Raw genomic sequence first — 13,247 nt, forward strand, 5'->3', positions numbered from 1 at the left:
TCGATCGCCACGGTCGCGACGTTCGACCACGGCTCCTTCATCCCGAACAGCGTGATCTGCGAGCCGGTGAACCGGACAGTTGCCGTCGAACCGGCCGTGGACGTCCACCGGAAGCTGTTGTCCGCGGCCGCGCCGCAGTTGCCCGAGCAGGCACCCCAGCCGGACGAGAACTGAACCTGCCCGGTGCCGGTCCCCTGGGCGGTGTCCTCGATCACCGACTCGACCGGGGTGGCCGGGGTGTCGTCGCCGGTGACCAGCGCGCTGTCGAAGGTGATCGACGAGCGGTCGGTCGACGACGCCGGATTACGCCGGCTGGTCATCGTCAGCACCAGCGTGTGCGTACCCTGCGCCAGCGTAGGCGAGCTGTACACGTCGACGGTCTCGGTGGTGGCGGTGGCGGCGTAGAAGTCCACGTCCGAAGCCGTCCCGCCGTCGATCGCCACGGTCGCGACGTTCGACCACGGCTCCTTCATCCCGAACAGCGTGATCTGCGAGCCGGTGAACCGGACAGTTGCCGTCGAACCGGCCGTCGAGGTCCATCGGAAGCTGTTGTCCGCGGCCGCGCCGCAGTTGCCGGAGCAGGCACCCCAGCCGGACGAGAACGCGACCTGCCCGATCCCCGTGCCCTGGGCGGTGTCCTCGATGACCGTGGTCGTGGTCGCCGCCGAGGCAGGCGAGGCGGCGACCGCCCCGCTGACTGCCATGACGACCGCGGCCAGACCCGCCAGGATCGTTCTTGCTCTCATCTGATGGTGCCTTCCTGATGCCGAGTAGGGACAGCAGGAGGTTAAAGATCACCTATACAGCCGTCGTACATTCGCACGCCGCGACCGCGAAGGTGACCGTCGCGCCGGATCGCCGATACCTTCCGGCGCCCGCAAGTTCACCCACGGCGAGCGCCCGGCCTGTGACTGCTCTCCGGTACCAGGGGTATGCAGTCCCGCATGACGCCGGTCAAGGTGGGCATGTGCGGAGCCAGCATGGCGCTGACCTCGTACACCCAACGCTTCCAGGTCCTGGAAGTGCAGCAGACGTTCTACGAGCCTCCCCGGGAGGCGACACTGCGTCGGTGGCGAGCGACCGTTCCGCCGGAGTTCGAGTTCACCATGAAAGCGTGGCAGCTGATCACGCATGAGGCGAGAAGCTCCACGTACCGGCGGCTGCGCACCCCGCTGAGCGCCGAGGAACGCACCGAGGTCGGCGGTTTCCGGTGGACGCCCGTGGTGGAGCGCGCGTGGGAGACCACGCTCGACTGCGCCGCGATCCTGCAGGCCACCGCGATCCTGCTCCAATGCCCGCCGAGCTTCCGGCCGGCCGAGCCCGCCATCGCCCGACTGCGCGAGTTCTGTTCCCGTGCGCGCCGGCCGGCCGGTATCCGGCTGTTGTGGGAGCCACGCGGTCAGTGGCCGGACGAGGTGGTCCGGGACCTGTGCGAGGAACTGGACCTGACCCACGCCGCCGACCCGTTCCTGCGCCCGAGCTTGACGCCGATGGCCTACTACCGGCTGCACGGCGTTACCGGCGCCCGCCACGTGTACACCGATGCCGAGTTTGCTGAGCTCGCCAAGACCATCGGTGGCGGCCCGGCGTACGTGATGTTCAACAATCTCCCCCGCGCCGCCGACGCCTGGCGGTTCAGCCGGCTGGTGCACGGTCACGCGGTCGGCACCACCCCCGCCTGACCGGCAGCCTCCTTCGTCGCCGAGGTTGCCGGTCGGCCGCCGCCGGCAGAGGTGATGCGCCCGGCCAGGCGCCGGCTGAGAACGCCCTCGCTGTGGGCGGTGCCGCCGCTGTCGGCAACCACCCCGAGCATCCCGATGCGATCGGCAGCCCGGCGAGACACCTCACGTTCACCCGGGTCCCCTATCTTGCGGCGCAGGAACCGTCCACTGTGAGGAGTCCGCGGTGCCGCAGCACGCCCACACCCGACCGGCGTCACCGGTCCTGCGCGCGGCGCCCGCGCCCACCCGGTCCGGCCTGTCGGGTCCACAGGCACTCCTGGCCCTGCAACGTCAGGTCGGCAACGACGCGGTCGGCCGGCTCGTCTCCCGTGCCCCCGCGGAGGTGGATCCCGGTTTCGCCGCGGAGCTCGCGGCCGACCCCGAGTTCGCCGCGCTCGTGCAGGCGATCCTGCCGATGCTGGACGAGGAGACCGCTGCGCCGCTGCCTCCGCCGGCCGTCACCCCGGAGCTGGTACCCACGCCGTCCCCGACTCCCCCGCCGTCGGTGATCGAACAGTCGGTGATCGCGCCATCAGAGACGGCTCCGTCGGCGAGCGCTCCGTCGGTGACCGAGCAGCCGGTGGACGAGGATCCCACGCAGGCCATGCCGGGGGCCTGGCAGCAGGCGTGGAGCCGCGACGGCGACAAGTGGAAGGAGCGCGGCGCGGCCGCCGCCTCGATGGCTTTCGGCCTCGGGGCCGGTGCGGCCTACACCCCGCTCAAGGCCGTACCGCTCGGTGGCACCGCGACCATCGTCAACGCCTCCACGGCGTTCGGCGACTTCATGAGCGAGCAGCAGAAACCCGTGCCCCCGCTCACCAAACCGGCTCCCGACCCGGAGGCGGCCCAGGCCCCGAAGGTCGACAACCGCAACATGCCCAAGTACGTCGGCAGCGGCACGATCCTGGCGGGAGCGCTGACCAACGGCATCGGCTTCCTCGCGAACAACAACATCCCGGCTCGCCAGGCAGGCCTGGCCATCCAGGGCGCCGGTCAGCTGATCAAGGCGCCCGGCGAGGCTCTGAGCTTCAACAAGGCGCCGCAGATGTTCACCCGTGAGGGCCTGCAACTCGCCGATTGGCCGAAAGCGGTCGGCGCGGTCGGCGCCGGCACGGGCGCCTTCGTCCAGGCCGCCGGCCTCAGCAAACAGCAACAACTGAGGGCACAGGGTCTCTCCGGCCCGGCGGCCGTGCCCCCGGAGTTGGTGGCCGCCGCGGCCCTCAACGGCCTCGCGCCCGCCGGCGAAGCCGCCAACGAGATCCGCAAAGGGTGGGACACCGGCCGCCTCAACCCCGGCAAGCTCTCCTCCGGCATGGTCGGGACCGCCGCTGCCGGTGTCACCGCCAAGGGCATCCAGTCCACCGATCCCGGGTGGCTCACGGCCGGGCTCGCCCTGACGTTCCTGAGCATGGCGCTCAAGGCCTGGGGCGAAGGCACCAAGCTCGAGAACACCAGTTGGGGCGACCTCAGCAGGCTGCCGCTGGGCATCGGCCCGTACTTCAAGAAGATCCAGGAGAAGAAGGACCAGCCCGCCGAGGCTCCCGCCGGTCTGCCGCCCGCCGAGTCCCACGAGTTGCGGGACCGGCGGGCGGGCGCGTGACGGTTCCGCCGCCGCCATCCTGATCCGCTGAGCGCCGTGCGGCTCAGGAAGTGTCGCGCGCCCCGACCGTTGTCACGGGCGTTTGCCCTGCTCCGGCCCGGGTATATATGGTCATATGGGGCAAAGTGACACTGCGCTGGTCGCCCGGCGCACGCTCGTGGTCATCGGGCTGGTTCTAGCCACACTGGCTGTCCTGACCCTCGCCGAGCACACGCGCCGGGTGCTGACCTGGATCGTGATCGCCGCGTTCTTCGCGGTGGCACTGCACCCGGCGGTGAACTGGGTGACCCGTCGCCTGGCCTTCGGCCGGCGCTGGCTGGCCACCCTGCTGGTGTTCCTTTCCGCCGTCGCGCTCTTCGCCGGCCTGGCCACCGCCTTCGTCGTGCCGCTGGCGCGCGAGGGCAGCCAGATGGTCGCCGACTTCCCCAAGATCATCGAGGATCTGCGCAGCGGTCGCGGGCCGGCCGGCGAGCTGATGACGCGCTTCCACCTGATCGATTACGCCCGCGACAACGCCGAGAAGATCCGCGGGTACGCGAGCGGCCTGGGCGCGCCGACCCTGGCCTTCCTCGGCTCGGTGGCCACCGGGGTGGCCGGCGTCGCGACGATCTTCGTGCTGTCCTACCTCATGGTGCTGGAAGCACCGAAGATCGTCGACGGCTTCCTGGCGCTCTTCCCGGAGCAGCGCGCCGAGCGGATCAGCCGCGTCGGCCACGACTGCGCCAAGACGATCACCGGTTACCTCAGCGGCAACCTGCTGATCAGCTTCATCTGCGGCACGCTGACCTTCCTCACCCTACTGGTGATGCACGTTCCGTACGCCGGTCTGATCGCGCTCTTCGTCGGCCTGACCGACCTGATCCCCCTGGTCGGCGCCACGCTGGGCGCCGTCGTCGCCTGCCTGGCCGCGTTCACCCAGTCGACCACCGCGGGCCTGGTCGTGACCGGCTTCTTCGTGCTCTACCAGCAGCTGGAGAATCATCTGCTGCAACCGGTGGTCTTCGCTCGCACCGTGCAGCTCAACCCGCTCACCGTGCTCATCGCGATCCTGGTAGCGGTCGAGCTGGCCGGCATTCTGGGCGCCCTGCTGGCCATCCCGGTCGCCGGCATCCTGCAGATCTTGGCCCGCGACATCTGGGACACCCACCGGGGCCGGCCCAAGAGTGTGCCGACGGTGGGCAAGGACCGCACTCCGGCGGTCGGCGGCGACGCCGAGCTCGCCGCGGCCGCCGGTCGGCAGGCCACGAGGGCCGCGCTCGCGGCAGAGGCCCCCGTGGTGCAGCGCGACTACCAGCCGAGGTAGGGATGCGTCGAGCGTCTCCTCTCCGGTCCGGCAGCGACACCCGGCGTCAGCCGGCCGAGCCGAGACCTCCCGATTCCGGCTTCTGCGCCAGCCACCGTTCGATGCAGGCCAACAGGTCCTCCGCGTCGACGGGCTTGGTGACGTAGTCGCTGGCGCCCGAGGACAGACTCTTCTCCCGGTCGCCGTGCATGGCCTTGGCGGTGACCGCGATGATCGGCAGGCGCGCGTACTTCGGCATGGCACGGATCGCGGCGGTGGCCGCGTAACCGTCCATCTCCGGCATCATGACGTCCATCAGGATCAGATCGACGTCGTCGTGCTGGGCGAGCACGTCGATGCCCTTGCGGCCGTTCTCGGCGTAGACGACCTCCATCCCGTGCAGTTCCAGGATGTTCGTCAGCGCGAACACGTTGCGGGCGTCGTCGTCGACGACCAGCACCTTGCGGCCGGCCAGGTCACCGGTGGCATGGGCAAGCTCGGCGACGGTGTCGACCGGCGCCGGCGGCGGCATGACCGGGCTGCCGGCGTCGGTGGACATGTACAGCGTGATGCGTTCGCGAAGATCGTCGAGGCTGGCCAGCGACTCCAGCGGCCGGGTCTGCGCGAACGCCTGCACCAGGGTGTCGTTGCCGAGCGACGCTAGCTGCGTCCGGTACACCAGCACCGGCAGGTCCCGCATCCGGGCCTGTTCGTGCAGGGCCTTAAGGAAGGCGGCGCCCTGGTCGGCCGGCATCGCGAGGTCGAGCACCACCAGGTGGAACGCCTGGGAGCGCAGCTCGGCGATCGCAGTGTCCGGGTCGACGGCGGTCACCACGTCGATCAAGCCGTGCGTGTCGGCCAGGGTCGCGGCCGCGCCCCGGGCGATCAGCGTCAGCAGCCCTTCGGCGTGGGCCTCCACGACCAGCAGCCGGCGGGGCTTGCTCAGGTCGGCCGGCGGCTGCGGCACCGGCACGACGGCCCCGGCGACGGGTTCGGCCGCAGGGGCGGGCAGGCCGGCGGCCGGGGCGGCCTGGACCGGCATGTAGAGCGTGAAGGTGCTGCCCTGCCCGAGCACGCTCTGGGCCCGGATCTCGCCGCCGAGCAGCCAGGCGATCTCCCGGCTGATCGACAGGCCGAGGCCGGTGCCGCCGTAACGGCGGCTGGTGGTGCCATCGGCCTGCTGGAAGGCGTCGAAGATGGCGGTGAGCTGCTGCTCGGCGATGCCGATGCCGGTGTCGGTCACCCGGAAGGCGATCACCGCGTCGTGGTCGGCCAGCGCGGCGGAGAGCTCGTCGGGGCGGGCGCGGTCGATGCGCAGCCGCACGCTGCCCTGCTCGGTGAACTTGACCGCGTTGGAGAGCAGGTTGCGCAGCACCTGGCGCAGCCGCTGCTCGTCGGTGAACAGGTCCACCGGTGCGTCCATCGCTGTCGACACCTGGAAGTCCAGACCGCGGGACGTGGTCAGCGGCCGGAACGTGGCCTCGACGTAGTCGAGCAGGTTGCGCAGTTCGAACGCCTCCGGCGCGATGTCCATCTTGCCGGCCTCGACCTTCGACAGGTCCAGGATGTCGTTGATCAGCTGGAGCAGGTCGGTGCCGGCCGAGTGGATGACGGTCGCGTACTCGACCTGCTTCGGGGTCAGGTTCCGGTTCGGGTTCTGCGCCAGCAACTGCGCGAGGATCAACAACGAGTTCAATGGCGTACGCAGTTCGTGGCTCATGTTGGCCAGGAACTCCGACTTGTACTTCGAGGCGAGCGCGAGCTGCTGGGCGCGGGCCTCCAACTCCTGGCGGGCCTGCTCGATCTCGGAGTTCTTCGTCTCGATGTCGCGGTTCTGCCGGGCCAGCAGCGACGCCTTGTCCTCCAGCTCCGCGTTCGAGCGCTGCAACTCCTCCGAGCGGGCCTGCAGTTCCTCGGATCGGGCCTGCAGCTCGGCGGCGAGCCGCTGCGACTCGGTGAGCAGCACGTCGGTACGGGCGTTGGCGACCATGGTGTTGACGTTGACGCCGATGATCTCCATCAGCTGGTCCAGGAAGTCGTGGTGCACCTGCAGGAAGGGCGCCATGGCGGCCAGCTCGATGACCCCCAGTGCCTGGTCCTCGACCAGGATGGGGACCACGACCACCTGCATCGGGGCCAGGGAGCCGAGGCTGGAGGAGACGGTGAAGTACTGCGCGGGCATCTCGTCGACCACGATGCGCCGTTTCGCCACCGCGGCCTGGCCGACCAGGGATTCGCCGAGGGCGTACCGGTGGCCGGCGCCCTGGTGCCCGTAGGTGCCGACCACGCGCAGGTCCGCGCTCGTGCCGGTGTCGTCGACCAGCAGGAACGTGCCGAGTTGCGCGTTGACCAGCGGGGCCAGCTCGTTCATCACCAGGGAGGCCACCACCTCGAGGTCGCGGTGCCCCTGCATCAGTGACGAGATGCGCGCCAGGTTGGTCTTGAGCCAGTCCTGTTCCTGGTTGGCCCGGGTGGTCTCGCGCAGCGACTCCACCATGAAGTTGATGTTGTCCTTGAGCTCGGCCACCTCACCGGAGGCGTCGACCGTGATCGAACGGGTCAGGTCGCCGGTCGCGACGGCGCTGGTGACCTCGGCAATGGCACGCACCTGCCGGGTCAGGTTGCCGGCGAGCTCGTTCACGTTCTCGGTCAGGCGCTTCCACGTGCCGGAGACGCCCTCGACCTCTGCCTGGCCGCCGAGGCGCCCCTCGCTGCCGACCTCGCGGGCCACGCGGGTGACCTCGGCGGCGAAGCTGGACAGCTGGTCGACCATCGTGTTGATGGTCGTCTTGAGCTCCAGGATCTCGCCGCGCGCGTCGACGTCGATCTTCTTGGTCAGGTCGCCCTGGGCGACGGCGGTGGTCACCTGGGCGATGTTGCGGACCTGCCCGGTCAGGTTGTTCGCCATCGAGTTGACGTTGTCGGTCAGGTCCTTCCAGGTGCCGGCGACGTTGGGCACCCGCGCCTGGCCGCCGAGCTGGCCCTCGGTGCCGACCTCGCGAGCCACCCGCGTCACCTCGTCGGCGAACGCGCTGAGGGTGTCGACCATGGTGTTGATGGTCTGTGCGAGGACGGCCACCTCGCCCTTCGCCTCGACGGTGATCTTGCGGCTCAGGTCGCCCTGGGCCACCGCGGTCGCCACCAGCGCGATCGAGCGCACCTGGTTGGTCAGGTTGGAGGCCATCACGTTGACGTTGTCGGTCAGGTCCTTCCAGGTGCCGCCGACGTTGAGCACCCGCGCCTGGCCGCCGAGCCGGCCCTCGGTGCCGACCTCGCGAGCCACCCGGGTCACCTCGTCGGCGAACGCGGACAGCTGGTCGACCATCGTGTTGATGGTCTCCTTGAGCTCGGCGATCTCGCCGCGCGCGTCGACCCGGATCTTCTGCGTCAGGTCGCCCTTGGCGACGGCGGTGGTCACCTCGGCGATGCTGCGCACCTGGGCGGTCAGGTTGTCGCCCATGACGTTGACCGACTCGGTGAGGTCCTTCCAGGTGCCGGAGACACCCTTGACGTCGGCCTGGCCGCCGAGCCGGCCCTCGGTGCCGACCTCGCGGGCCACCCGGGTCACCTCGTCGGCGAAGCTGGAGAGCTGATCCACCATCGTGTTGATGGTGTTCTTCAGCTCCAGGATCTCGCCGCGCGCGGTCACCGTGATCTTCTGCGACAGGTCACCGCGGGCCACCGCGGTCGCGACCTGCGCGATGCTGCGAACCTGGTCGGTCAGGTTGCCGGCCATCGAGTTCACCGAGTCGGTCAGGTCACGCCAGGTCCCCGCGACGCCGCTGACCTGGGCCTGCCCGCCGAGGCGTCCGTCGGTGCCGACCTCGCGCGCCACCCGGGTCACCTCGTCGGCGAAGCTGGAGAGCTGATCCACCATCGTGTTGATGGTGCTCTTGAGTTCCAGGATCTCGCCGCGGGCATCGACGGTGATCTTCTGCGACAGGTCACCACGCGCGACGGCGGTGGTCACCTGCGCGATGTTGCGGACCTGGTTGGTCAGGTTGCCGGCCATGAAGTTCACCGAGTCGGTCAGGTCACGCCAGGTCCCGGCGACACCGGGCACCTCGGCCTGCCCGCCGAGCCGGCCCTCGCTGCCGACCTCGCGCGCCACCCGGGTCACCTCGTCGGCGAACGACGACAGCTCGTCGACCATCGTGTTGATGGTGTTCTTCAGCTCGAGGATCTCGCCGCGCACGTCGACGGTGATCTTCTGCGACAGGTCACCGCGGGCCACCGCAGTCGCGACCTGCGCGATGTCACGCACCTGGTCGGTCAGGTTGCCGGCCATCGCGTTCACCGAGTCGGTCAGGTCCTTCCAGGTGCCGGAGACCCCCGGCACCTCCGCCTGCCCGCCGAGCTGGCCCTCGGTGCCGACCTCGCGCGCCACCCGCGTCACCTCGGAGGTGAACAGCGACAACTGGTCGACCATGCCGTTGAACACCGTCGCGATCTCACCCAGCAGGCCGTCGCCGTCATCGGGGAGCCGGGTGCCGAAGTCCCCGTCGCGCACCGCCGTCAACCCGGCCAGCAACTGCCGCAGGTCACGATCGGCCACCGCCGCACCGGCGTGCTGAAGCACGGTCATCTCGTCGCCCACAGATCTCTCCAGCTCTCACCAAGCACCACCACGACCACCGAGGGTCAGGATCGGCGGTAAGTATGCACGGACACACGGACCGCCATCGCAGGTGATCCGGCCTTTGGACGGAGCGGGCCCGAGCGGCTGTGGCACATCCGCACGATTGCGCCTGCGGATCCCCTGAAGACCGTTTCCGGCGTACGCGCGAAAGGGTTTGATCGTGACCGGCACGCACTGCCCGGCGAGGCTCCGGAGCCGGCCGCCGGGACCCAGCCGTCAGGCGACGCCGCTCTGCACGGCGTGGGAGCCGCCGTGCGCTTCGACGAGGTCGGCGATGTCGATGCCTGCTTCGGTGAGCAGCCGTTGCACGGTGGCGATGGCGAGGCCGTCGACGACGTTGTCGCCGTGCAGCAGGCGGTAGAAGTGGTCGCGGCCGCGCTGCACGGCTTCGACCCGCCACCGGCCGTCCGGCGTCTCGAACGCCCCGTGCACCTGTCCCGTGGCGGGCGGCACGACAGGGTCGGGGTGCCGGCGGGCGGAGCTGACGCCGCGGTCGGTGCGCAGACCGCGCCAGGACGGGTGACGGAGCCGGCCCTCGGGTGTCCAGTTGCGGAAGGCGACCTCGCCGACCAGGACCGGCTCGACCCACCGCGCCTGGCGGGCATGCTCGCGCGGCACCCCGGGGACGGGTGGTGTCGTCCGGGCCAGCGGGTGGAGCTCGTCACGGAGCCGGCGCAGCATGAGGTCGGTGAACCCGGTGCCCACGTGCCCGGCGAACCGCAGCTCGCCGCCGTCGTGCACGGCCAGCAGCAGGGAGCCGACGGTGCCGGCGCGCCGGCCCTCGCCCGGTTTCCAGCCGATCACCAGCACCTCCTGGGTACGGACCAGGGGCACCTTGGTCCAGTCCGCTGACCTGCGCCCGGCCCGGTACGGCGCGGTCAGCCTCTTGGCGACGACGCCTTCCAGCCCGCCGAGCTCGGCGGCGTGCAGCACCGCCCGCCCGTCGACGCCGATGAACTCCGGCGGTGTCCGGACGCCGCGGCCGTCGAGCCGGAGTTCGAGCAACCGCCGGCGCCGCTGCTCGTACGGCTCGTCCAGCAGCGACCGGCCGTCGAGCCACAGCAGGTCGAAGGCGTAGTACACGACCGGAACCGTGTGCAGCAGCGCCGGGGCGGGCGAGGCGACGTGGATACGCGCGGACAGCCGGGCGAAGGACGGCCGGTCCCCGGGTTCCAGCGCGACGATCTCGCCGTCCAGGACCGCTCGCCGGCCCGCCAGCAGCACGGTGAGCTCCTGCATCTCGGGGTAGGTCGCGGTCACGTCGTTGTGGTTCCGCGACAGGAGCCGCACCGATCCCTTGCCGGCGTACGCGATCGCCCGGACCCCGTCGTACTTGAACTCGAACGCCCACCCGGGGCCGGTGGGCAGCGGCCCCGCGGCGGCCAGCATCGGCGCGACAGGGTCAGGCATGGCCTGCTCGACGATCACCGGGTGGGCGTACCCGCGCAGGTCAGAGCGATGCCCGGCGCCCTGGAACTACATCCGGGTAGTTCGGCACCAGTGCATGCATCCGGACGACCTCACCGATGGCACCACCAGTCCGTCAGTTCCGCCGAGGGTGTTCCCGAACACTGGCCACCGCTCTTGACGGCGCCGGAGACGCACACCAGAGTTAACAACGTTAGAAGTTCTAACGCCGTTAACAATGCGGTGGTCCGCGAATGGAGAACCGTCATGGCCAAGCATGTCGTCATCGGCGCCGGTTCCATCGGCACCAACGTCGCCCGCCTGCTCGCCGAGCGAGGCGAGAGCGTCCGAATCGTCACCCGCAGCGGCTCCGGTCCGGAGCACGCGTTGATCGACCGGGTCGCCGCGGACGCGTCCGACCCGTCGCGCCTCACCGAGCTGTCCCGCGGCGCGGAAGTGATCTACCACTGCGCCAACCCACCCTCGTACACGGTGTGGGAGCGCCTGCTGCCGCCCCTGCAGACCGCCACCATCACCGCCGCTGAGGCGAACGACGCCGTCCTCGCGTTGACCGGGAGCCTCTACGCCTACGGCCCCCAGCCCGGTGGCCGGATGAACGAACACACCCCCATGGCCGCCACCGGGCGAAAGGGCCGGCTGCGCAGACGCATGTGGGAACAGGCCCTCGCCGCGGGCATCCGCACCGTCGAGGTGCGCGGCGCCGACTACATCGGCAAGGACGCCAACGGCATCTACTCCCTACTCATCGAACCAGCCCTGAGGAAACAAAAGGCAGCCTGGATCACCGGCAACTTGGACACGCCGCACACCTTCACGGTCAACAGCGACATGGCGCGAGCCCTCGTCACGCTGGCTTCGGACGCACGCGCATGGGGCCGGCCCTGGCACGTGCCGTCACCGCCGGCCGTCACCATCCGCGAGTTGGCGCGACGCTACGCCGCCGCGGCGGGCAGCCCACCGATCAAGCTGATCCAGATGCCACGCCTCGTGATGCGCACGGCCGGGCTGATCGTTCCGATCGCCCGCGAGATGGCCGAGATGGACTACCAGTGGTATGCGCCGTTCCACATGGACGCGACGGAGACGGCCGACACCTTCGGCCTGACCGCCACCGACCTCGACACCGCCATCCGCAACGAGGTCAGGTAAGCCATCCCCCGCGCTTCGACAGGCCGGCGGCGTGACCGCGACGGCTGGACCGTGGCCCAGAACGCCGGCGAGGCAAGCCCGGACGGGAGGCAGCGCCTGCTGCGCCGCGCCGGCCGGGACATCGACGCGGGGCGCGCGGTCCGCGCGGGGCGCGCGGAGGGCACGTCGCAGCTCCGACGTAGCCACGGCGGTGGGTGCGGGGCCGCCCGCAGGGTCAAGCCGCGGCGCGCCGCTTCCTGATCGTGCAGGGCGAAGGCGTGCACCGCCGGCCCGCCAAAGGACTTGCGGTATTCGCTGCCAGGGGCAAGGTATGGCCGACGCGTCTCGAAGACTTTCAACGGCTGCTGAAAGCTGAGCGCAGAACGGCACGCCAAATGCACAAGTGAGCGCGTCGGCCGCTGATGAACGTCGCGCATCGGCAGGGTACGGGAAGTCCCTGGCTTCAAAGCGGGAGCGAGGGCCTCGGATAGCCTTCCAAGCCGCCTCAACTCGGTGTCCACCGACGGCTGCCCCAACGATGTGAGCCACAAAGTCGTACCACGCGCGCACCGGTCGCGGCGCCTCCTACCCGCTGCCAGGGAGGGAGGCCAGCGGGTCATCAGTTAAAGCTGGCAAAGATCTCGGCGGCGTCCTTGAGCTCGATCGTTCCCTGGACAGTAAGAACGGCGACCGTCAGGACGGTGCCGACGATCGCAGCGGCGATAACCGCCTTCTTCAGGTGTTCCAAGTTGTCGCTGACGGCGACGAGCCGGGCCACCAAACGGGCAGCCGTTCCTCCTCGCCGGGCTGACCAGTCGGCGTCGAAGACGGCTGGATCGGCGACGATCGTCTTGTAGGCGACGTCGTCGACGGCGGGGCCGGTGAGCACGACCAGCACCGCGAGTGTCAGCTCTTGGATTCGGGGTGTCAGTTCGCCGGACAGCGACTGCGGGGAGCGCAGAAAGGCGGCTATCTCGTCGCTGGCACTCCACATGAGCACCGGTATCGGGTGCCCGGCACGCGTACCCGTCGTCGCCGCGACCCGTTTACCAATCTTGTCCAGGTGCTTTGCCATGACGGCAAGGCGATCGCGCAACTGGTGCCCCGCGTCGGGAACTCGCATCGGGTGCGGTGTGTCCAGCGAGGGCTTCGGGTCGGGCACGGTGTGCAGTACCGCCGTGATCATCGGAAGTGTGTGGACCACGACGAACGTCCGCTTCCAGAACCGCCACGCCATAACGGCGATCACGATCGGCAGATAGAGCGTCGCTTCGACCGCAAAACGCGTGAGGGCATCCAGTTCGGCCGGCAAGCGATCCGCGCGTGGTGCGGCAAGGTAGACCACCGCGACGGCGACGGCAGCACCACAGCGCAGCCCGTATTCGGCCCGCGCGAAGACAGCCCGTTGCCGACCGATCTCACTGACCTGGCCATCGGTCAGCGAGAAGT

8 protein-coding genes are annotated in these 13,247 nt (G+C 69.9%); 4 read left to right on the forward strand and 4 right to left on the reverse strand.

What is annotated here, in order from left to right; translation table 11 throughout:
- On the reverse strand, positions 1-746 hold a 746-nt coding region (locus tag Acy02nite_RS38040), incomplete at its 3' end, for a hypothetical protein (protein WP_203752691.1).
- Between the two features lie 198 nt (positions 747-944).
- Here Acy02nite_RS38040 and Acy02nite_RS38045 point away from each other — a divergent pair.
- From Acy02nite_RS38045 to Acy02nite_RS38055, 3 genes are all read left to right on the forward strand, one after another.
- Complete coding sequence (locus Acy02nite_RS38045; RefSeq protein ID WP_203752693.1) at positions 945-1,682, forward strand: DUF72 domain-containing protein; 738 nt, start codon at positions 945-947, stop codon at positions 1,680-1,682.
- A 223-nt stretch (positions 1,683-1,905) separates the two neighbouring features.
- The gene (locus tag Acy02nite_RS38050; RefSeq protein WP_203752696.1) at positions 1,906-3,321 is read left to right on the forward strand and encodes a hypothetical protein; all 1,416 of its coding nucleotides are present in this window, start codon (positions 1,906-1,908) and stop codon (positions 3,319-3,321) included.
- Positions 3,322-3,436: 115 nt separating this feature from the next.
- On the forward strand, positions 3,437-4,624 hold the full coding sequence (locus tag Acy02nite_RS38055) for an AI-2E family transporter (RefSeq protein WP_203752699.1): 1,188 nt from the start codon (positions 3,437-3,439) through the stop codon (positions 4,622-4,624).
- 46 nt (positions 4,625-4,670) lie between these two features.
- Here Acy02nite_RS38055 and Acy02nite_RS38060 read toward each other — a convergent pair whose 3' ends face one another.
- The gene (locus tag Acy02nite_RS38060; RefSeq protein WP_203752702.1) at positions 4,671-9,188 is read right to left on the reverse strand and encodes a HAMP domain-containing hybrid sensor histidine kinase/response regulator; all 4,518 of its coding nucleotides are present in this window, start codon (positions 9,186-9,188) and stop codon (positions 4,671-4,673) included.
- A 270-nt stretch (positions 9,189-9,458) separates the two neighbouring features.
- On the reverse strand, positions 9,459-10,652 hold the full coding sequence (gene ligD / locus Acy02nite_RS38065; protein ID WP_203752705.1) for a non-homologous end-joining DNA ligase: 1,194 nt from the start codon (positions 10,650-10,652) through the stop codon (positions 9,459-9,461).
- 264 nt (positions 10,653-10,916) lie between these two features.
- On the opposite strand from ligD, the gene Acy02nite_RS38070 reads away from it, so the two are divergent.
- Positions 10,917-11,819 carry an NAD-dependent epimerase/dehydratase family protein gene (locus Acy02nite_RS38070; RefSeq protein ID WP_203752708.1) on the forward strand — a complete coding sequence of 301 codons (903 nt, stop codon included), beginning with the start codon at positions 10,917-10,919 and terminating at the stop codon, positions 11,817-11,819.
- Between the two features lie 598 nt (positions 11,820-12,417).
- Here Acy02nite_RS38070 and Acy02nite_RS38075 read toward each other — a convergent pair.
- The coding region (locus tag Acy02nite_RS38075; RefSeq protein ID WP_203752710.1) for a hypothetical protein at positions 12,418-13,247 on the reverse strand (830 nt) is incomplete at its 5' end.

Origin of the sequence: Actinoplanes cyaneus, from assembly GCF_016862095.1 — a bacterium.
GTDB lineage: Bacteria > Actinomycetota > Actinomycetes > Mycobacteriales > Micromonosporaceae > Actinoplanes > Actinoplanes cyaneus.

Excerpts from the sequence above, each read along its gene's own strand:
- Acy02nite_RS38045 (WP_203752693.1), top strand. The coding sequence starts at position 945 with ATGACGCCGGTCAAGGTGGGCATGTGCGGAGCCAGCATGGCGCTGACC.
- Acy02nite_RS38055 (WP_203752699.1), top strand. The coding sequence starts at position 3,437 with ATGGGGCAAAGTGACACTGCGCTGGTCGCCCGGCGCACGCTCGTGGTC.
- Acy02nite_RS38060 (WP_203752702.1), bottom strand. The coding sequence starts at position 9,188 with ATGACCGTGCTTCAGCACGCCGGTGCGGCGGTGGCCGATCGTGACCTG.
- ligD (WP_203752705.1), bottom strand. The coding sequence starts at position 10,652 with ATGCCTGACCCTGTCGCGCCGATGCTGGCCGCCGCGGGGCCGCTGCCC.
- Acy02nite_RS38070 (WP_203752708.1), top strand. The coding sequence starts at position 10,917 with ATGGCCAAGCATGTCGTCATCGGCGCCGGTTCCATCGGCACCAACGTC.